General features: G+C 65.1%; 18 protein-coding genes. 12 read left to right on the forward strand and 6 right to left on the reverse strand.

What is annotated here, in order from left to right; all coding sequences use genetic code 11:
• The 4 genes from AWY79_RS07505 to AWY79_RS07515 are packed head-to-tail and all read right to left on the reverse strand — an operon-like array spanning nucleotide 1 to nucleotide 2,818.
• Nucleotides 1–855, reverse strand: a complete 855-nt coding sequence (locus tag AWY79_RS07505) for a hypothetical protein (RefSeq protein ID WP_066802101.1) — start codon at nucleotides 853–855, stop codon at nucleotides 1–3.
• Entirely contained in the window at nucleotides 827–1,579 is a 753-nt protein-coding gene (gene modB, locus AWY79_RS07510; protein WP_066802103.1) for a molybdate ABC transporter permease subunit, read from the reverse strand. Before modB ends, AWY79_RS07505 begins: the two co-directional genes overlap by 29 nt.
• A 4-nt stretch (nucleotides 1,580–1,583) precedes the next feature.
• Nucleotides 1,584–1,715, reverse strand: a complete 132-nt coding sequence (locus tag AWY79_RS19530) for a hypothetical protein (RefSeq protein ID WP_257721333.1) — start codon at nucleotides 1,713–1,715, stop codon at nucleotides 1,584–1,586.
• Nucleotides 1,716–1,723: 8 nt separating this feature from the next.
• The gene (locus tag AWY79_RS07515; protein ID WP_066802105.1) at nucleotides 1,724–2,818 is read right to left on the reverse strand and encodes a LeuA family protein; all 1,095 of its coding nucleotides are present in this window, start codon (nucleotides 2,816–2,818) and stop codon (nucleotides 1,724–1,726) included.
• Between the two features lie 325 nt (nucleotides 2,819–3,143).
• Here AWY79_RS07515 and nifH point away from each other — a divergent pair, with 325 nt between their 5' ends.
• The 12 genes from nifH (at nucleotide 3,144) to AWY79_RS07575 (ending at nucleotide 14,466) form a co-directional block, all read left to right on the forward strand.
• A complete protein-coding gene (gene nifH, locus AWY79_RS07520) occupies nucleotides 3,144–3,971 on the forward strand; it encodes a nitrogenase iron protein (protein WP_066802111.1) in 828 nt (275 codons plus the stop codon).
• Between the two features lie 160 nt (nucleotides 3,972–4,131).
• Complete coding sequence (locus tag AWY79_RS07525) at nucleotides 4,132–4,485, forward strand: P-II family nitrogen regulator (RefSeq protein ID WP_066802112.1); 354 nt, start codon at nucleotides 4,132–4,134, stop codon at nucleotides 4,483–4,485.
• Nucleotides 4,485–4,859: a P-II family nitrogen regulator gene (locus tag AWY79_RS07530; RefSeq protein ID WP_066802113.1), complete on the forward strand. Its 375-nt coding sequence runs from the start codon at nucleotides 4,485–4,487 to the stop codon at nucleotides 4,857–4,859. Before AWY79_RS07525 ends, AWY79_RS07530 begins: the two co-directional genes overlap by 1 nt.
• 22 nt (nucleotides 4,860–4,881) lie before the next feature.
• Complete coding sequence (gene nifD / locus AWY79_RS07535) at nucleotides 4,882–6,519, forward strand: nitrogenase molybdenum-iron protein alpha chain (protein WP_066802114.1); 1,638 nt, start codon at nucleotides 4,882–4,884, stop codon at nucleotides 6,517–6,519.
• Between the two features lie 10 nt (nucleotides 6,520–6,529).
• Entirely contained in the window at nucleotides 6,530–7,906 is a 1,377-nt protein-coding gene (gene nifK / locus AWY79_RS07540; RefSeq protein WP_066802115.1) for a nitrogenase molybdenum-iron protein subunit beta, read from the forward strand.
• Nucleotides 7,907–7,979: 73 nt separating this feature from the next.
• On the forward strand, nucleotides 7,980–9,152 hold the full coding sequence (locus tag AWY79_RS07545; RefSeq protein WP_066802120.1) for a radical SAM protein: 1,173 nt from the start codon (nucleotides 7,980–7,982) through the stop codon (nucleotides 9,150–9,152).
• A gap of 19 nt (nucleotides 9,153–9,171) precedes the next feature.
• Nucleotides 9,172–9,474, forward strand: coding sequence for a (2Fe-2S) ferredoxin domain-containing protein (locus AWY79_RS07550; RefSeq protein WP_066802122.1), 303 nt, complete (start codon nucleotides 9,172–9,174; stop codon nucleotides 9,472–9,474).
• A 15-nt stretch (nucleotides 9,475–9,489) separates the two neighbouring features.
• Nucleotides 9,490–9,924, forward strand: coding sequence for a GNAT family N-acetyltransferase (locus AWY79_RS07555; RefSeq protein ID WP_066802124.1), 435 nt, complete (start codon nucleotides 9,490–9,492; stop codon nucleotides 9,922–9,924).
• 26 nt (nucleotides 9,925–9,950) lie between these two features.
• A complete protein-coding gene (gene nifE / locus AWY79_RS07560; protein ID WP_066802126.1) occupies nucleotides 9,951–11,345 on the forward strand; it encodes a nitrogenase iron-molybdenum cofactor biosynthesis protein NifE in 1,395 nt (464 codons plus the stop codon).
• Nucleotides 11,338–12,705 carry a nitrogenase component 1 gene (locus tag AWY79_RS07565; protein ID WP_066802127.1) on the forward strand — a complete coding sequence of 456 codons (1,368 nt, stop codon included), beginning with the start codon at nucleotides 11,338–11,340 and terminating at the stop codon, nucleotides 12,703–12,705. The genes nifE and AWY79_RS07565 overlap by 8 nt, the downstream gene beginning before the upstream one ends.
• Before the next feature lie 18 nt (nucleotides 12,706–12,723).
• The gene (locus AWY79_RS07570) at nucleotides 12,724–13,995 is read left to right on the forward strand and encodes a radical SAM protein (protein WP_066802128.1); all 1,272 of its coding nucleotides are present in this window, start codon (nucleotides 12,724–12,726) and stop codon (nucleotides 13,993–13,995) included.
• Between the two features lie 225 nt (nucleotides 13,996–14,220).
• Nucleotides 14,221–14,466, forward strand: a complete 246-nt coding sequence (locus AWY79_RS07575; RefSeq protein WP_066802129.1) for a hypothetical protein — start codon at nucleotides 14,221–14,223, stop codon at nucleotides 14,464–14,466.
• 91 nt (nucleotides 14,467–14,557) lie between these two features.
• On the opposite strand, the gene AWY79_RS07580 is transcribed toward AWY79_RS07575, so the two are convergent.
• Nucleotides 14,558–16,141, reverse strand: a complete 1,584-nt coding sequence (locus tag AWY79_RS07580; RefSeq protein ID WP_066802131.1) for a sigma 54-interacting transcriptional regulator — start codon at nucleotides 16,139–16,141, stop codon at nucleotides 14,558–14,560.
• A gap of 152 nt (nucleotides 16,142–16,293) precedes the next feature.
• A complete protein-coding gene (locus AWY79_RS07585) occupies nucleotides 16,294–18,120 on the reverse strand; it encodes a YgiQ family radical SAM protein (protein WP_066802133.1) in 1,827 nt (608 codons plus the stop codon).
• Nucleotides 18,121–18,246: the final 126 nt, after the last annotated feature.

The following is an 18,246-nucleotide window of genomic DNA, read 5'->3' on the forward strand; positions in this document are numbered from 1 at the left end:
CTAGATCGAACAGCGCAGCTCGCCGAAGGGGCTGGCCAGCTGGGGCAGGTACGGCTCCGCGAAGAAGACGTGGCCGACCCTGGGCAGCACCGTGGGGGCGCTGTCCGGGTTCGTCCGGATGGACACTTCCTTTTTCCCGAAACAGACGGTCATGGGGACCACTTCCCTGTCGGAGTCGCCGCACAGGCTCTCCCGGTATTCCGGGATGAAGCTCTCGTGGTGACCGTCGGGGTGGACCACGGTCAGCCGGGTCAGGGTGGTGACCGCTTGCGCGACCTTGCCGTCCTCGTCGAAGACCAGCGAGTTCCGGTCGCCGTTGACGCCCACGGCGTCGGGATCGAACACGGTCATCTCCCCCGCCGGGGTGGGCACGGAGAGCGGCTTGGCAGGTTCCAGGCTGGCGACCTTGCCCTCGCGGGTGAAGCTCACGCCGATGCGCGTTTCCACCGGACCGGCCGGGGTGGGGACCGAGATGGTCTCGCCGGGCCACAAGGTCAGGCTGCGCATGATGCGGTTGTCGTGGAAGCTGACCGACAGGATTCGCGCCCGGACCAGGCCGAAGGGCGTGGTCAGAGTCAGCACTTCGGCCAGCCCGGCCTCGTCCTCCTGGCTCCAGTAGCCGGAGAGCTTGCCGTTCAGCGGAAAGATGCGGCTGATGGTCCCGTTTTCGTGAAAGGAGACCAGCTCCGCCGGGATGTCGCCCGCCGGCGTGGCGATGACGGTCTGCGTCTCCAGGGGCACGGATTTCAGCGCCCCGGACGGATGGTACTCCACGGGCAGGATTTCCCGCTTGCGCAGGTCGTCGTCCGTATACTGGGGAATCAGGTCACCGTACTGCGTGGATATGGTCTGCATGAAAGCCTCTCTTGGAAGGTTGGAAACCGGGGCATTGCCGGGCGCGGGGTGTCCGGGCGACGGGCACGGTCCGGCCCATCACTCCCTGCCGCCCGATGAACAGCAGGGCCGCGTAGCTGACGATCATCAGGGCCAGGGAGAGGAGTCCCGCCTGGCCGTATTCCAGAGATTCGGTGTGCTCGAAGATGGCGATGGAGGCCACCTTGGTCCGTCCGGGGATGGACCCGCCGAGCATGAGCGCCACGCCGAACTCGCCCACGGTGTGCGCGAAGATCAGAGCCGCCGAGGCCGTGATGCCGCCCCTGGCGTTGGGCAGGATGACGTGGAGGAATGCCTGGCCGTGGGACATGCCGGAGCAGCGGGCCGCCTCGACGATGCCGGGGTCGACCTTTTCGAAGGCCGCGCGCATGGGCAGTACCCCGAAGGGCAGGGAATAGACCAGTGAACCCAGCACCAGGCCGGTGAAGGAAAAGGGCAGGGGGAAGCCGAACAGCGACTCGAAGGCCGCACCCAGCGGCGAACCGGGGTTCATGACCATGAGCAGGCCGAACCCCAGGACCGTGGGCGGCAGGACCATGGGCAGGTTGCACGCCGCCTCGATGTACCGCTTGCCCGGCGTGTCGGAGACCGCCAGCCAGTATGCGAGCGGCATGCACAGGGCGAGCAGCGCGGGCGTGACCGCCAGGGCCAGCTTGCCGGTCACGGACAGGGCGACGAAATCCATCCGGCTACCTGCCGAGGGCCGAGATGACGGGTGCGGGAACGGCGGCTTGCGCCAACCGGGCCGGGACGGCGTCGGTGTAGGCCGTGGTGGACAGGAAACAGAGCCACAGGCAGACGTAGAACAGCTTCTTGAACATGCTCCCTCCTAGTTCTTGATCAGCTTGGTCAGTTCGCTCCCGGTCAGGGGGCGCTCCAGTTCCCAGGATAATTTCCTCACTTCATGGACAAGGGCCGAGAGTCCCTGTTCCGTAAGGTCGAGGCCGTGATCGGCGAGCGCGTGGCGGATTGCCGCTCGCCCACTTTTCCCGCCAACCGCGACCATCCGGTCAGCGCCGACGCGGGAGGGGTCGTACGGCTCGAAAAGCGCAGGCGACTTGCTGAGGGCGTGCGCGTGAAGGCCGGATTCGCAAGCGAAAATGTCCTTGCCGAGAACCGGCTTGGTACGGGGAATCGGCACCCCGGCAGCCTGAGAAACGAAATGGCAGAGGTCGCGAAGGTTCTCAACGTGGTACGCATGGCTTTCCTCCTTGAGGGTCAGATAGGCGGCCAGCTCTTCGGTGGCGGCGATGCCGGATCGCTCGCCGATACCGAGCAGGCTGGCGTCGGCGTAGCGCACTCCGCTCTGGAGCGCGGTGACGGCGTTGGCGGTGGCCATGCCGAAGTCGTCGTGACAGTGCACGGCCAGGTCGATGGAGAGTTCCCCGGCGAAGGCGGCCGCCAGCTCGGCGGTCCGCAGCGGGGTGAGCAGCCCCAGGGAATCGGACAGGCGGACGCGGGACGCGCCGACGTCCTGGGCCAGCCGGGCCGCCTTGAGGGCAAAGTCCGCGTCGGCCCTGGAGAGGTCCTCCAGGCCGACCGAGACGTAGCGGATACCGAGGAGCCCGGCCGCGAGAACGGTGCGGGCCAGGCGTTCGAGCAGCCCCTCGCGGTCGGTTCCCAGGCGGTTTTCAATGTGCAGGTCGGAGACCGGGACCCCGATGTTGATGCGGTCAACGCCCAACCCGGCGGCCTTGCGGATGTCCGCCTCGCGGCAGGGGGACCACACGGACAGGGCGGTTTCGCCCCGTCTCGCCCGGACCCGGCCGACCAGTTCGGCCAGCCCTTCCTGGCCGACCCAGCCGAGCTCGATCTCGTCCACGCCTACGGACAGCAGGCCGGTGACGATCCGTTCCCGCGCTTCCATGGAGAAATAGGCGCCGAAGAGCTGCGCCCCTTCTCTGAGTGTGGTGTCGATCAACATGTCGTTTGTATCCTCTGTATGGTTGCGAAAACTTCTGAACAACCATGAGCAGGAACGATGCCAAATGGTGTATTTTGCTTAATGCATCGAATTTACATGATATTTTTGTTGACGTAAAAGAGAGGGAATTACCTACGTTTTTGTAGGCTGCAACACTTGTGTCGGCTCCGGCTGTGCGGACCTACACTTTTCGTAGGTAACGCCCGATCTGTAGGTTTTACTAGATTCTCCATGATTCCGGTAGGTTGAAGTGTGGTTTGCGGTTTGGCACACCCTTTGCCTTAGGGACTTCATCTTTCGCAAACAAACCCATGGAGGAGAAATCATGAGGAAAGTAGCAATTTACGGAAAGGGCGGCATCGGAAAGTCCACCACCACGCAGAACACCGTCGCTGGTCTGGCCGAAATGGGCCGCAAGGTCATGGTTGTCGGTTGCGATCCCAAGGCGGATTCCACCCGCCTGCTGCTCGGCGGCCTGGCCCAGAAGTCCGTCCTGGACACCCTGCGCGAGGAAGGCGAGGACGTGGAGCTGGGCGACATCCGCAAGCCCGGCTTCGGCGGCACCTGGTGTGTTGAGTCCGGCGGCCCGGAACCCGGCGTCGGCTGCGCCGGTCGCGGCATCATCACTTCCATCAACATGCTTGAGTCCCTGGGCGCCTACGAGGAGTCCGAAGGTCTCGACTACGCCTTCTACGACGTTCTCGGCGACGTTGTCTGCGGCGGATTCGCCATGCCCATCCGCGACGGCAAGGCCCAGGAAATCTACATCGTCTGCTCCGGCGAGATGATGGCCATGTACGCCGCCAACAACATCTGCAAGGGCATCATGAAGTACGCCGAGTCCGGCGGTGTCCGTCTGGGCGGCCTGATCTGCAACTCCCGCAACACCGACCGCGAGGCCGACCTGATCACCGAGCTGGCCTCCAAGCTGGGCACCCAGATGATCTACTTCGTGCCCCGCGACAACGACGTGCAGCGCGCCGAGATCAACCGCAAGACCGTCATCGAATGGGACGGCTCCGTCCCGCAGGCCGACGAATACCGCGGCCTGGCCAAAGCCATCGACGGCAACGAGATGTTCGTCATCCCGACCCCGCTGGAAATCGAAGAGCTCGAACAGCTCCTCCTCGACTACGGCATCATGGAAGCCTAGTCCCCCGACTCGAACAACCGGTCCAAAGGCCTGTTTCGAAAGCGCGGGACCCCGGAAGATTCCGCGCTCACAGGGGAGAACCATCCCCGACAACAGGCGGACGAAAAGCGGCTTAAGCAATCAAAGTCCAACAATAAAGAAGAGATAGGAGAGAGCGAAAATGATGATCATGGTACGAGCAATTGTGCGGCCCGAGAAAGCGGATGAGGTTCTGGCGTCTTTGATGGACAACGGTTTTCCCGCAGTCACCAAGTACTCCGTCGCCGGTCGAGGCAAGCAGCGCGGCATCAAGATCGGTGAGGTCACCTACGACGAGATCCCGAAGACCATGCTGATGTGCGTCGTCAAAGCCGCGGACAAGGACTTCGTCATCGCCACCATCATGGACGCGGCCCGCTCCGGTTCCAAGGGCGCGTTCGGCGACGGCAAGATCTTCGTCTCCCCGGTGGAGGACGTCTACACCATCAGTTCCGGCGTGTGCGACACCGCCGCAGCTTCCGAGGAGGCCGCGTAATGAAGGAAGTCATCGCAGTCGTGCGCATGAACATGATGAACCAGACCAAGGCCGCTCTGACCAAGGCCGGCGTGGACGCCTTCTTCGCCCACGCCGCCGAGGGACGCGGCAAGGGGTTCGTCAATGCCGCCGTCGTCGAAGGCGTGGAGAGCGGTTACGAAGAAGCCGCCGAAGTGCTGGGCGAGAAGGGCAAGTTGTATCCCAAGCGCATGGTCACGGTAGTGGTCCCGGACGACATGGTGGAAGACGTGGTCGACGCCATCACCGCAGTGAATCAGACCGGTAAGCCGGGCGACGGCAAGATCTTTGTCCTGCCCGTGGGTGACGCCGTCCGCGTCAGAACCGCCGAAACCGGTGCAAAGGCCATATCCTAGGGCCGCATAAGGAGTATTGAGAATGGCCAAGACGAAGAAAGTGGTGCAGCTCATGCCGACCGACATCAAGGAAGAGCTTCTGAAGAAGTATCCTCCCAAGGTCGCCCGCAAGCGCGCACAGCAGATAATGATCAACGAAGCCACGGAGTCCGAGGCGCCGCCCGAGATTCTGGCGAACGTCCGCACCATTCCGGGCATCATCACCATGCGCGGCTGCACCTACGCAGGCTGCAAGGGCGTCATCATGGGCCCCACCCGCGACATCGTGAACATCACCCACGGCCCCATCGGCTGCGGATTCTACTCCTGGCTCACCCGCCGCAACCAGACGGATGCGGGCACCGACGGTGAGAACTACATGCCCTACTGTTTCTCCACGGACATGCAGGACCAGGACATCATCTTCGGCGGCGAGAAGAAGCTCGCGGCCGCCATCCAGGAGGCCTACGACCTCTTCCATCCCAAGGGCATCTGCATCTTCGCCACCTGCCCGGTGGGGTTGATCGGCGACGACATCCACGCCGTGGCCAAGAAGATGAAGGCCAAGTTCGGCGACTGCAACGTCTTCGCCTTCTCCTGTGAAGGGTACAAGGGCGTTTCCCAGTCCGCCGGTCACCACATCGCCAACAACCAGGTCTTCAGCCACCTTGTCGGCGAGAACGAGACCCCCAAGGAAGGCAAGTACAAGATCAACCTCCTCGGCGAGTACAACATCGGCGGCGACGGTTTCGAGATCGACCGCATCCTCAAGAAGTGCGGGATCACCAACATCTCGACCTTCTCCGGCAACTCGACCTACGACCAGTTCGCCTCCGCCCAGCACGCCGACCTGAACACCGTCATGTGCCACCGGTCCATCAACTACGTGGCCGACATGCTCGAGACCAAGTACGGCATCCCGTGGATCAAGGTGAACTTCATCGGTGCCAAGTCCACGGCCAAGTCCCTGCGCAAGATCGCCGAGTACTTCGCCGACCAGGAGCTGATCGACCGCGTCGAGGCCGTCATCGCCGAGGAAATGCCCGATGTCGATGCCGTGGCCGCCGACGTCCGCCAGCGGACCGAAGGCAAGACCGCCATGCTGTTCGTCGGCGGTTCCCGCGCCCACCACTACCAGGACCTGTTCGCAGAGATGGGCATGAAGACCCTGTCCGCCGGTTACGAGTTCGCCCACCGCGACGACTACGAAGGCCGCGAGGTGCTCCCGAACCTGACCGTGGATGCCGACTCCCGCAACATCGAGGAGATCGAGGTCGAGGCCGACGAGAAGCTCTACAGCCCGCGCAAGACCGAGGCCGAATACAAGGCCCTGGAAGAGGCCGGGTTCAAGTTCAAGCACTACGAGGGCATGAACGACCAGATGGACAAGGGCACCCTGGTTATCGACGACCTGAACCAGTACGAGGCCGACAAGCTGGTGGAACTGCTCAAGCCCGACATCTTCTGCGCGGGCATCAAGGAAAAGTTCTCCATCCAGAAGCTCGGCATCCCCATGAAGCAGCTGCACAGCTACGACTCCGGCGGCCCCTATGCGGGGTTCAAGGGTGCCATCAATTTCTACAAGGAAATCGATCGCCTGGTGAGCTCCAAGGTGTGGTCCTACATGAAGGCCCCCTGGCAGGAATCCCCCGAACTGACCGCCACCTTTGTTTGGGAATAGGAGAAGACAAATGGCATTGCTCAGACATACACCGACCGAGATCAAGGAGCGCAAGGCGCTCACCATCAACCCGGCCAAGACCTGCCAGCCCATCGGCGCCATGTACGCGGCGCTCGGCATCCACGGGTGCCTGCCCCACAGCCACGGCTCCCAGGGCTGCTGCGCCTACCACCGGTCCACGCTGACCCGGCACTACAAAGAGCCCATCTCCGCCGCGACCTCGTCCTTCACCGAAGGCGCATCCGTGTTCGGCGGCCAGGCCAACCTGATCCAGGCGATCAACAACATCTTCACGGTCTACGAGCCGGAAGCGATCGCCGTCCACACCACCTGCCTGTCCGAGACCATCGGCGACGACCTGAACCAGATCTTCGACAAGGCCCAGAAGACCGGCAAGGTCCCCGAGGGCAAGACCTGCCTCGGCGCGCCCACCCCGAGCTACGTCGGCTCCCACGTGACCGGCTTCTCCAACATGGTCAAGGCCATGGCCCAGCTCGCCGAGCCCACGGGCAAGAAGAACCACAAGGTCAACGTCATCCCCGGCTGGGTCGAGCCCGCCGACATGGGCGAGATCAAGCGTCTGGCCCAGATGGTCGGCGTGGACATCACACTGTTCCCGGACACCGACGGCGTGCTCAACGCCCCCCTGACCGGCGAATACAAGATGTTCCCCGAGGGCGGCGTGACCATCAAGGAGCTCAAGGGCTGCGGCGACGCCATGGGCACCCTCGCCCTGGGCGAATGGTGCTCGGCCGACGCCGCGCGCTGGCTCGACGCCAAGTGCAAGGTCCCGTGCACCGTGCTGGACATGCCCTTCGGCCTGGCGGCCACCGACCGCTTCATCGACGTGCTGCGCACCGTGGCCGGCGTGACCGTCCCCGACTCCGTGGCCTTCGAGCGCGGCCAGCTCGTCGACATGATCTCCGACATGCACCAGTACTTCTACGGCAAGCGCGTGGCCATCTGGGGCGACCCGGATCAGCTCATCTCCATGTGCGAGTTCCTGGTCTCCCTGGACATGCAGCCCGTCTACGTCGTCACCGGCACCCCGGGCAAGAAGTTCGAGGCCCGGATCAAGGAGATCTGCGCGGACAAGCCCTTCGAGGTCAAGGTCAAGGCCAAGGGCGACATGTTCCTCATGCACCAGTGGATCAAGAACGAGCCCGTGGACCTGCTCATCGGCAACACCTACGGCAAGTACATCGCCCGCGACGAGGACATCCCGCTGCTGCGCTGGGGCTTCCCCATCCTGGACCGCCAGGGTCACCAGTACTTCCCGACAGTCGGCTACAAGGGCGGACTCAGGCTCCTCGAAAAGATCCTGACTCTGCTGCTGGATCGTAAAGACCGCGACGATCCGGAGACGAGGTTCGAACTCGTCCTGTAGCGTCAATACCCTGTCCGGGGCGGAGTCCTTCCCCCTCCGCCCCGGACATAACCCCAAACAGAAGAAGGCCGTCATGTCCAAGACCCTCGCAGAATACGCATCCCATCCCTGTTTCGGCATGACCGCCCGCAAGACCGTGGGCCGCCTGCACCTGCCGGTGGCCCCTCGCTCCAATGCCCGTATCCGGTTTGCGGACGCAGGCGGCTCCAAGGCGGCCATGGCCCCCGAGGAAGCCGTCAACTGGCTCGATCACGTCATGGACCAGGGCAAGCCCGTGGCCATCGTGGGCATCACCGGCCCCGGCGACCCCCTGACCGTGCCCGAACCGAGCCTGCGCACCCTGCGACTGGTGCGCGACAAGTATCCCGATATTTCCCTGTGCCTGACCACGCTCGGCATGAACGGCGCGGAGTACGCCGAGGAGCTGGTCGACCTGGGCGTGTCCCACGTGACCCTCCTGGTGGACGCGGTCTCGCCCGAAGTGGCCGAGCGGCTCTACGCCTGGGTCCGGCCCTCCACCAGGACCCTGCCCCTGAAGGAAGCGGTCCGGCTGCTGATCACGGACCAGGCCCGCGTGGTGTCCGCCTTCAAGAAGGCCGGGCTGACCGTGAAGATCAACACCACCGTGTACCCCGGCTACAATGCGGGCCACGTGGAGGAGATCGCCCGGACCATGGGCGGCCTGGGCGCGGACATCATGGCCGTGGTCCCCTACCATCCGGGCAAGGACGCCGACGAGGACGTCCCCGGGACCAACGTCGAACTGCTGGCCGAAATCCGCGACCTGGCCGGGCGGCACATAGACATCATGCCCGCCTGGGACGAGTGCGGCGAGAACGTGGTCGGCCTGGACAATCCCGGCAAGGCCGACGCCCGCATCGCCATCCTGCCCAAGCCCACCAGGGAGCGGCCCAACGTGGCCGTGGTCAGCTCCACCGGCATGGACGTGGACCTGCACCTGGGCCACGCCATCAAGGTCATGGTCTACGGCCCGCGCGAAGACGGGCTGGCCTGCCTGCTGGAGACCCGGGACGCCCCGGAGCCCGGTTCCGGGACCAAGCGGTGGGAGACCCTGGCCGATACCCTGAGCGACTGTTTCGTCCTGCTCACGGCCTCGGCGGGCGAGAGCCCCAGACAAATTTTGAGCCGCAAGGGTCTGTCCGTCCTGATCACGGACGGCGAGATCGAGGGAACCGTGGATGTGCTCTACGGGGGCGGTAAGAAAGGCAAGAAGAACAAGAAGTAACAAAGAGGAGAGTAGTGAAATGGCGATTCCTGCGAGAATGATCATCTGTTGTCAGTCCTTCCGCGCAGCCGGGGACCCCAAGGGCATCTGCAACAAGCAGACGGACGGGTTCCTGCAGTACATCGAAGAGGAAATCCTGGACCGCGGCATGGACGCTCTGGTGGTCGGCTCGACCTGCCTGAAGCAGTGCGAATCCGGTCCGATCATGGTCATCCAGCCCGAGAACTGGTGGTTCAAGGGTGTGGATTCCGAAGAGGCCATCGACGCAATTTTGGACGGTCTGGAAGACGGCGAGCCCTGCGCCGAATACCTGGCCGGTTAACGAATCGAGAGTCCGATGCCTGAAGCCGTCGTCATACGCCCCGCAACCATGCGCGACCTGGAAGGTCTCGCGTCCCTGCTCCTGACGGTGACCCCTCGCGGGGTGAACGCCGCCGTCAACGGGGACACGCCGAACCAATGCCTTGAAAGGATGCTGACAAACGGTCGGGGACGCGTCCTGGCCGCGTTCGGCGTCGACGGGACCGTGGTCGGCATGTGTTCGGGGACGTTGACGACATGCATGGCCGAAGGCGGCCCCGCCGTCCTCATCGAAGATGTGGTTGTCCGTGAGGACAGGCGGGGCCAGGGCCTCGGGGCCCGGCTCGTGGACATGCTGGCCGACCGGGCCAGGGACGACCAGGCGGGGAGGCTCGCGCTCCTTGCCGATCCGGATGCGTCCTTGGCGAACGGTCCTGAAGCAACCTTTAAGCATCCGGATATCCATTTATAATTCTTACTGGAATTAGGGGAAGATCAATGACAGTCAAGATTGCCGACATCCTGGAAGAGCGGCGCGACCAGATCCACCGGACCGGCGAAGGCGCCATCGACATAGCCTGCAACCGGGAGTCCCTGGCCGGGGCGGTGAGCCAGCGCGCCTGCGTGTTCTGCGGGTCCCGCGTGGTCCTCTATCCCATTGCCGACGCCCTGCACCTGGTGCACGGCCCCATCGGCTGCGCGGTCTACACCTGGGACATCCGCGGTTCGCTCTCCAGCGGCCCGGAGCTGCACCGCCTGTCCTTCTCCACCGACCTCCAGGAGACCGACGTCATCTTCGGCGGCGAGAAGAAGCTCGAAGCCGCCCTGGACGAACTCATCGACCGTCACTCCCCCAAGGCCGCCTTCGTCTACTCCACCTGCATCGTGGGGCTCATCGGCGACGACATGGAGGCGGTCTGCCGCAAGATGACCGAGAAGAAGGGCATCCCGGTGCTGCCGGTCATGTCCGAGGGGTTCAAGGGCAACAAGCGGGCCGGGTACGAGGCCGCCTGCAAGGCCATGTTCCGGCTCATCGGCGAGGGCGACACCTCCGGCATCTCGCCTGTTTCCGTCAATATTTTCGGTGATTTCAACCTGGCCGGCGAAATCTGGATCATCCGCGAGTACTTCGAGAGGATGGGCGTCCAGGTGGTAGCCAACGTGACCGGCGACGGCCGGGTCAACGACATCGCCCGGTGTCACGGCGCGGCCTTGAACCTGGTCCAGTGTTCCGGTTCCACCATGGACCTGGCCAAGATGATGAAGGAGAAGTACGGCATCCCGTTCCAGCGGGTCTCCTACCTCGGCATCGAGGACATGGCCGACTCCCTCTACCGGGTGGCCGACTTCTTCAAGGACAAGGACCCCTCCATCGTGGAGCGCACCCAGGCCTTGGTCCGCGACGAATTGCAGAAGCTCATGCCCGAGCTGGCCCGCTACCGCAAGGACCTGGAAGGCAAGAAGGTCGCCATGTACGTGGGCGGCTCCTTCAAGGCGTTCTCCCTGGTCAAGGCGTTCCGGCACCTGGGCATGAAGGTCGTGGTGGTCGGCTCCCAGACCGGCACCAAGGAGGACTATGCCGAGCTGGCCGAGATCACCGATCCCGGCACGGTCATCATCGACGACGCCAACCCGCTGGAGTTGTCCCATTTCATCAAGGAGAAGGACGTGGACGTGTTTGTCGGCGGGGTCAAGGAACGGCCCATCGCCTTCAAGCTGGGCGTGGGATTCTGTGACCACAACCACGAGCGCAAGGAGGCCCTGGAAGGGTTCACGGGCATGCTCAACTTCGCCCGCGAGATCCACGCCTCGGCCATGTCCCCGGTCTGGCAGTTCGCGCCCCGGCGCGCCAACCGCATCCGCGCAGCCCGCAAGGAGGCCGTCAATGAGTAAGGTCAAGACCGCAAGGCCCAATTTCGTCTCCACCACCAACGCCTGCAAGCTTTGCACCCCGCTGGGGGCCTCCCTGGCCTTCCGGGGCGTGGAAGGGGGAATCCCGTTCCTGCACGGCTCCCAGGGCTGCGCCACCTACATGCGCCGCTACATCATCTCCCACTTCCGCGAGCCGGTGGACATCGCCTCGTCGGCCCTGGGCGAGAAGAACGCCATCTACGGCGGCGGCCCGAACCTGAAGAAGGGCATTCTCAACGTCATGAAGAAGTACGAGCCCAAGCTCGTGGGCGTGGCCACCACCTGCCTGACCGAGACCATCGGCGACGACGTACCCATGTACTTCAACGAGTTTTTCAAGGAATTCGGTGACCTCGACCTGCCAGAGTTGGTCCGGGTCTCGACCCCCAGCTACAACGGCACCCACACCGACGGGTGGCACGGCGCGGTCCGCTCCATGGTCGAGCAGCTGTGCGTCGAGGACCACGCGGACACCGGGCGGGTGAACATCCTGCCCAACATGGTCTCCTGCGAGGACATCCGCCACCTGCGGGACATCTGCGATCACTTCGGCATCGAAGCGACCATCCTGCCCGACATCTCCGAGACCCTGGATGGCCCGGCGCTGGAGGACTACGTGAAGATCCCCGAGGGCGGCACCCCCATCTCCGAGATCAAGGCGATGAGCGGCGCGCGGGCGACCATCGAATTCGGCCGCTGCCTGCCCCGCGAGACCGGCGGCACCAGCCTCGAAACGCGGTTCGGGGTGGAGAACCACCGCATCGGCCTGCCCATGGGGCTGCGCGAGTCCGACCGGTTCTTCGAGGTCCTTGAGTCCGTGTCCGGCAACCCCATGCCCCGGCGCTACGAGCTGGAGCGCGGCAGGCTGGTGGACGCCTACGTGGACGGCCACAAGTACATTTTTGGCAAGCGCGCCGTGGTCTACGGCGAGGAGGACCTGGTCGTCGGCCTGTGCGCCTTCCTGTCCGAGATCGGCGTGGACGTGGTCCTGGCCGGCACCGGCTCCCGCGGCAAGGGGCTGGAGGGAGCCATCGCCCAGGTCACCCACGGCACGGCCCGAGTGGCCCCGGAAGTGCGCGAGGCCGTGGATTTCCACGACATCGCCGCCGAGGCCGAAACCCTCGCTCCCGACCTGGTGGTGGGCCATTCCAAGGGTTACCGCTACGCCCGGGAGTGGAACGTTCCCCTGGTCCGGGTGGGCTTCCCCATCCACGACCGGTTCGGCGGCCAGCGGCTGCTGCACCTCGGCTACAAGGGCACCCAGGCGCTGTTCGACCGCGTGGTCAACGCCGTCATCGAGAAGAAGCAAGCGGATAGTAGCATCGGCTACGGATACATCTAGCCAATGGAGGGATCGGCCATGACCGTCAAGGATACCACCAAGCACCCCTGTTTCAACAAGTCCACCGCCGGAAGCTGCGGCCGCGTGCACCTGCCCGTGGCGCCCAAGTGCAACATCCAGTGCAACTACTGCAACCGCAAGTACGACTGTGTCAACGAATCCCGCCCCGGCGTGACCTCCGGCGTGCTCAAGCCGTTCCAGGCCGCCGAATACATGGACAAGGTCCTGGCCAGGGAGCCGCGCATCACCGTGGCCGGAATCGCCGGTCCGGGCGACCCGTTCGCCAACCCCGCCGAGACCCTGGAGACCATGCGGCTGCTGAACGAGCGCCATCCCGAACTGCTCTTCTGTTTGTCCTCCAACGGCATGGGCATCCTCCCGTACCTGGACGACATCGCCGCGCTCGGCGTGTCCCACGTGACCATCACCATCTCCGCCGTGGACCCGGCCATCGGGGCCAAGATCTACGCCTGGGTCAAGGACGGCAACGTCGTCTACCGGGGCGAGAAGGGCGCGGAGATCCTCCTGGACCGCCAGCTCGCGGCCATCAAGGGGCTGAAGGAGCGCGGCATCACGGTCAAGGTCAACTCCATCGTCATCCCCGGCGTCAACGATGAGCACATCGTCGAGGTCGCCAAGGTCTGCGCCTCGCTGGGCGCGGACATCCAGAACATGATCCCCCTGAAGCCCACCGCGGACACCCCGTTCGCCAAGGTCCCGGAACCGGGCCGCGAGACCGTCCTGCCCCTGCGCAAGGAGGCCGGTGCGTTCATCGAGCAGATGACCCACTGCAAGCGGTGTCGCGCCGACGCCGTCGGCCTGCTCGGCGACGACCAGTCCGCCGCCCTGTGCGGCACCCTCCAGGCGTGCTCCAAGCTCAAGCCCATCGAAGTGGAGACGGCCCGCCCGTTCGTGGCCGTGGCCACCCGCGAGGGATTGCTGGTCAACCAGCACCTGGGCGAGGCCAAGTCCTTCCAGATCTGGGGCCGGTCCGAATCCGGCGGCTACCGCATGGTCGAGGAACGCCAGGCCCCGACAGCGGGGTGCGGCCCCCAGCGCTGGGCCGAGCTGGCCGCCACCCTCAAGGACTGCCGCGCGGTCCTGTGCGCCGCCATCGGCGAGACCCCGCGCATCCTCCTGGAGGAGCACGGCATCGCGAGCCACACCGTGGACGGCTTCATCGAGGACGCCCTGCGCTTCGTGTTCGAGGGCGGCGACATCAACGCGCTCAAGGTCCGCCGGTCCGGCATCGGTTCCGGCTGTGCGGGCGGCGGCGCGGGCTGCGGCTAATCCCGCTGCGCGGCGGCGCGAGGTCCCGGACCCGCGCCGTCGCGGCCTGCCCGAGGGGAGTCTTCCGAAAAGCCCACAAGGGGCGGTTGCGGCAGCGCCGGACGGTGCCGGACGTCACCTCGCGCTCCGCGCACCGGCATCCGTTCCGTTCGCTCCCGATCCGCCCCTTTGCCGGTCCGGCCCTGTCCGGCCCGTAACCTCAATCGGATCAAGGAGAATGAAGCGATGAACAAAGCGACGTTGGAAAAAGTCTTTGAATACGCGTCCAAACCGGTGCAGGGGACCATGTCCCGCAAGCTGCGCAAGGACGTGAAGATCCAGGTCAACGAAGGCGAGGTCTACGAGGGCGCGACCCTGTTCCTGGGCGAGGAATTCGTCCGCGTGACCTGCGTCAAGGACGGCCTGAACATCAACACCTACTACGACTGGGAAAAGATCGCCTCCGTGCGGACCCTGGGCGCGGTCGAATAGCTCCGCCCCCGTCCCGAAAAACCCGACACCCCCCGCCGGACCGTCCGGAGGGGGGTGTCTTGTATGGGGTGGAGGTAGGTATGCCGAAAATTTACAGCTGGTTTTCCTTCTGCCGCCGAAGCTTTGCACGGCCCTCGGCGATCATGGATTCCAGCCCGTACTTCTTGACCCGGTAGCCCATCTGGCGGGCGGACAGCCCGAGCGCCTCGGCGGCCTTGTACTGGACCCAGCCGTTGCGCTCCAGGGCGGCCATGACCTCGTTGCGCTCGAACTCCTTGAGCGAGGTGTGGCGGGGGGCGTCCTCGGACACGGGCAGGGTCTCCTGGACCGCCGCCGTCTGCCCGGGCGAAAGGTAGGACTTGAGAAATTCCAGGCTGATGCGGTCCTCTTCGGACATGATCACCAGCCGTTCGATGAGGTTCTGCATCTCGCGCACGTTGCCCGGCCAGTCGTACCGGATCAGGGCGTCCAGGGCCGTGGAGGTCAGGTGGATGGACCGCCCGTAGTCGTTGGCCATCTTGTGCAGGAAGTGGTTGAGCAGCCCGGTGATGTCCTCCTTGCGCTCGCGCAGGGGCGGCACGCGGATGGGGAAGACGTTCAGCCGGTAGTAGAGGTCCAGCCGGAACTTGCCGCGCTCCACCAGGTGGCCGAGGTCTCGGTTGGTGGCGGCCAGGATGCGCACGTCGATGGTCCGGGTTCGGTTGGACCCCAGCCGCTCCAGCTCCTTGTCCTGGAGCACGCGCAGGAGCTTGGCCTGGAGGCCCATGGGCAGCTCGCCGATCTCGTCCAGGAAGATGGTTCCCGTGTCCGCCTCCTCGAACCGGCCGGGCCGGGTGTTGGTGGCCCCGGTAAAGGCTCCCTTCTCGTGGCCGAACAGTTCGGATTCCAGCAGGTTGCCGGGGATGGAGGCGCAGTTGACCTTGATGAACGGGTTGCCCTTGCGCTCGGACAGCTCGTGGATGATGCGCGCGATGAGCGTCTTGCCGACGCCGGATTCGCCGAGCAGCAGGACCGTGGCCCTGGTGGGCGAGACCTTCTCCATCTGGCGCTGGACCTCGACCATGGCCGAGCTCTGGCCCACGATGTACGGTCCCTTGGACTTCTTGGAAATCTGGTACTTGAGGGAGGTGTTCTCCCGTTTCAGGGCGGCCTCGCGGGCCATGATCTTCTCGTTCAGGCTCAGGAACTGGCCGATGAGCGTGGCCACCACCTTGAGGAAGTCCACGTCCTCCTCGAAGGAGACTTCGTCCTCGAACAGCCGGTCCACGTTGAGCACGCCGATGGGGTCGCCGTGGAGGATGATGGGCACCCCGATGAAGGAGATCATGCCGCGTTTGACCCGCCGCGAGCCGGTCTTGTCCAGGAAGAGCGGCTCCTTGTCGATGTCCGGGACGTAGTACGGCTCGCCGGTCTGGAAGATGCGGCCGGTGACGCCCTCGTCGAGCTTGTAGACCCCGCGCCGCTTCTCTTCCAGGGTCAGGCCGTAGGAGGCGTTGATGGAGAGCTGTCCGGTTTCCGGGTCGAAGAGGGTGACCGTGGCCCGCTGCATGGACAGCTGTTCGGAAAGGATCTTGAGCACGCCGTCCAGTGCCGACTCCAGGTCGATGGCCTGATCGATGACCTGGGCGATGGCCAACAGGGCCGACATCTTTAATCCGTGGACGCTCGCGTGCATACCTCTTTGATAGCAAACAGAGTGCCACGCGCGACAAATGGCGCTGTACTTGGCTTTTCGCCCGGTCGGTGCATACGAAAAGGGAGGTAGATTATTACAAAAACGTCAACTCAAATAAGAGGATGTACATATCTGCAATATTCGGAAGGCGCTCAGCCCTGGTGCCGCCGGGGGCGCGGACCCTTTCCGGACCGGGGCTTCCTCCCTTTCCCGGGACGTCCGCCGGGTCCGGATCGGGGCGGGCGGCCGGTGTCCGGCATGAGGATGGCGTGCTGCCGCAGCCGTTCGGCGTCGGTCTTGGCCACGTAAATGGGCTTGCCCTGCATGTCGGTCCCGGCGTGGAACATGGCGGCCGCCGCCGTGCCGGGCAGGGGGATGAAGCACTGCACCTGTTCGGGCTTCCAGCCGCGCTGGTTCAGCCAGTCGTGCAGGGCGCGCATGTCCTCGTCGGTGCAGCCGGGGAAGGCGGACATGAGATACGGGATGACGTACTGCTTCTTGCCCGCCTTCTTGGACTCGCGGTCGAAGAGGTCGAGGAACTTTTCGAACACCGAGAAGGGGGGCTTGCGCATGAGCTTGAGCACCGAATCCGCCTGGTGTTCGGGCGCGACCTTGGCCTGGCCGCCCACGAACTCGCGGACCAGCCCGGTCAGGGCCTCCATGTCGGTCAGCCCGAGATCGATGCGCCAGCCCGAGGCCACGCGCACGTGCTTCACGGACTGCACGTCGGACACGGCGCGCAGCAGCCCCACGAAGTCCCGCTGGGCCACCCGGTAATGCTTGCAGATGCGCGGGGTCAGGCAGCTCGCCCGCTCGCAGGCGGACTGGTCAGCGGCGCAGTGCGCGCCCCACATGTTGGCGCTGGGGCCGCCCACGTCCGAGATGGAGCCGGTCCATCCCTTGACCTCGGTGATGGCTTCGGCCTCGCGGATGATGGACTCCCGGCTGCGGGAGCGGACGGTCCGCCCCTGGTGCAGGGCCAGGGTGCAGAAGGAGCAGCCGCCGGAACAGCCCCGGTGGGTGGTCACGCTGGTGCGGATCATGTCCGCCGCCGGGATGCGCTGCTTGTAGGACGGGTGGGGCAGCCGGGTGAAGGGCAGCCCGCCCAGCTCGTCCAGCCCCGCGGTGTCCAGAAGGGGACCGGGCGGGGCCACCATGACCAGCCTGCCGCCGGTCTCCTGGATGGCGTAGGCCTTGTTCTGATGGACCTGTTTCTCCAGCAGCCTGGTGGCCTCGATGAGCTGTTTCGGGTCGGCCAGGATGGCCTCGTGGGAGGGCAGTTCCATGACCTCGGCGTCCGGCGGGATGTCGTCGCGCGAACCGGCGGTGACCAGTCCGGGCAGAGCGGCCAACCGGGGCCTGAGCGCCCGCAGGTCCACCTCGCCCGCCTCCTCCAGCACGGTCTCGATGGTCCGGGCCAGGGTGACGATGGAGTTCTCGGCCATGCCGTAGGTGATGGCCGTGGCCTTGGCGTCCAGGAGCACGGACTTGCGTACCGAGTCGGACCAGAAATCGTAGTGCGAGATGCGCCGGAGCGAGGCCTCGATGCCGCCCAGGATCACGGGCAGGCCGGGAAAGGCGCGCTGCACCGCGTTGGTATAGGCGATGGACGCGCGGTTCGGGCGCGCGCCCGCCTGGCCGCCCGGGGTGTAGGCGTCGTCCGACCGCTTCTTGCGGAAGGCGGTGTAGTGCGCGAGCATGGAGTCCAGGGACCCGGCGGTGACCCCGGCGAAGAGCCTGGGGCGGCCCATGCGCAGGATGTCGTCCGGCCTGTCCCAGGCGGGCTGGGCGCAGATGCCGGTGCGGAAGCCGTGGTGCACCAGCCAGCGCCCCAGCAGGGGCGCGCCGAAAGAGGGGTGGTCCACATACCCGTCGCCGGTGACCAGCAGGATGTCCAGCTCGGCCCAGCCCAGCGCATCCATCTCCTCGCGGGACATGGGCAGCACAATCGGCTGGTCGAGACTCGTGTTCGCGTGCATAACCATCCGCGCATGATGAACCACCCGCCCCCTTTGGTCCACTTTTTTTCGCTGTTCGCCCCGGCGTCGCCGCTGCGGACCCCATTGCGGCCTGTACAGACAAACCGGATGTCGGTAGTGTGGAAA

The sequence above is a fragment of the Pseudodesulfovibrio indicus genome, assembly GCF_001563225.1.
In the GTDB taxonomy this organism is placed as follows: domain Bacteria; phylum Desulfobacterota; class Desulfovibrionia; order Desulfovibrionales; family Desulfovibrionaceae; genus Pseudodesulfovibrio; species Pseudodesulfovibrio indicus.

What these genes read in the sequence shown, in the direction of transcription:
- AWY79_RS07505 (WP_066802101.1), bottom strand. Translation starts at nt 855, where the DNA reads ATGCAGACCATATCCACGCAGTACGGTGACCTGATTCCCCAGTATACG.
- modB (WP_066802103.1), bottom strand. Translation starts at nt 1,579, where the DNA reads ATGGATTTCGTCGCCCTGTCCGTGACCGGCAAGCTGGCCCTGGCGGTC.
- AWY79_RS19530 (WP_257721333.1), bottom strand. Translation starts at nt 1,715, where the DNA reads ATGTTCAAGAAGCTGTTCTACGTCTGCCTGTGGCTCTGTTTCCTGTCC.
- AWY79_RS07515 (WP_066802105.1), bottom strand. Translation starts at nt 2,818, where the DNA reads ATGTTGATCGACACCACACTCAGAGAAGGGGCGCAGCTCTTCGGCGCC.
- nifH (WP_066802111.1), top strand. Translation starts at nt 3,144, where the DNA reads ATGAGGAAAGTAGCAATTTACGGAAAGGGCGGCATCGGAAAGTCCACC.
- AWY79_RS07525 (WP_066802112.1), top strand. Translation starts at nt 4,132, where the DNA reads ATGATGATCATGGTACGAGCAATTGTGCGGCCCGAGAAAGCGGATGAG.
- AWY79_RS07530 (WP_066802113.1), top strand. Translation starts at nt 4,485, where the DNA reads ATGAAGGAAGTCATCGCAGTCGTGCGCATGAACATGATGAACCAGACC.
- nifD (WP_066802114.1), top strand. Translation starts at nt 4,882, where the DNA reads ATGGCCAAGACGAAGAAAGTGGTGCAGCTCATGCCGACCGACATCAAG.
- nifK (WP_066802115.1), top strand. Translation starts at nt 6,530, where the DNA reads ATGGCATTGCTCAGACATACACCGACCGAGATCAAGGAGCGCAAGGCG.
- AWY79_RS07545 (WP_066802120.1), top strand. Translation starts at nt 7,980, where the DNA reads ATGTCCAAGACCCTCGCAGAATACGCATCCCATCCCTGTTTCGGCATG.
- AWY79_RS07550 (WP_066802122.1), top strand. Translation starts at nt 9,172, where the DNA reads ATGGCGATTCCTGCGAGAATGATCATCTGTTGTCAGTCCTTCCGCGCA.
- AWY79_RS07555 (WP_066802124.1), top strand. Translation starts at nt 9,490, where the DNA reads ATGCCTGAAGCCGTCGTCATACGCCCCGCAACCATGCGCGACCTGGAA.
- nifE (WP_066802126.1), top strand. Translation starts at nt 9,951, where the DNA reads ATGACAGTCAAGATTGCCGACATCCTGGAAGAGCGGCGCGACCAGATC.
- AWY79_RS07565 (WP_066802127.1), top strand. Translation starts at nt 11,338, where the DNA reads ATGAGTAAGGTCAAGACCGCAAGGCCCAATTTCGTCTCCACCACCAAC.
- AWY79_RS07570 (WP_066802128.1), top strand. Translation starts at nt 12,724, where the DNA reads ATGACCGTCAAGGATACCACCAAGCACCCCTGTTTCAACAAGTCCACC.
- AWY79_RS07575 (WP_066802129.1), top strand. Translation starts at nt 14,221, where the DNA reads ATGAACAAAGCGACGTTGGAAAAAGTCTTTGAATACGCGTCCAAACCG.
- AWY79_RS07580 (WP_066802131.1), bottom strand. Translation starts at nt 16,141, where the DNA reads ATGCACGCGAGCGTCCACGGATTAAAGATGTCGGCCCTGTTGGCCATC.
- AWY79_RS07585 (WP_066802133.1), bottom strand. Translation starts at nt 18,120, where the DNA reads ATGCACGCGAACACGAGTCTCGACCAGCCGATTGTGCTGCCCATGTCC.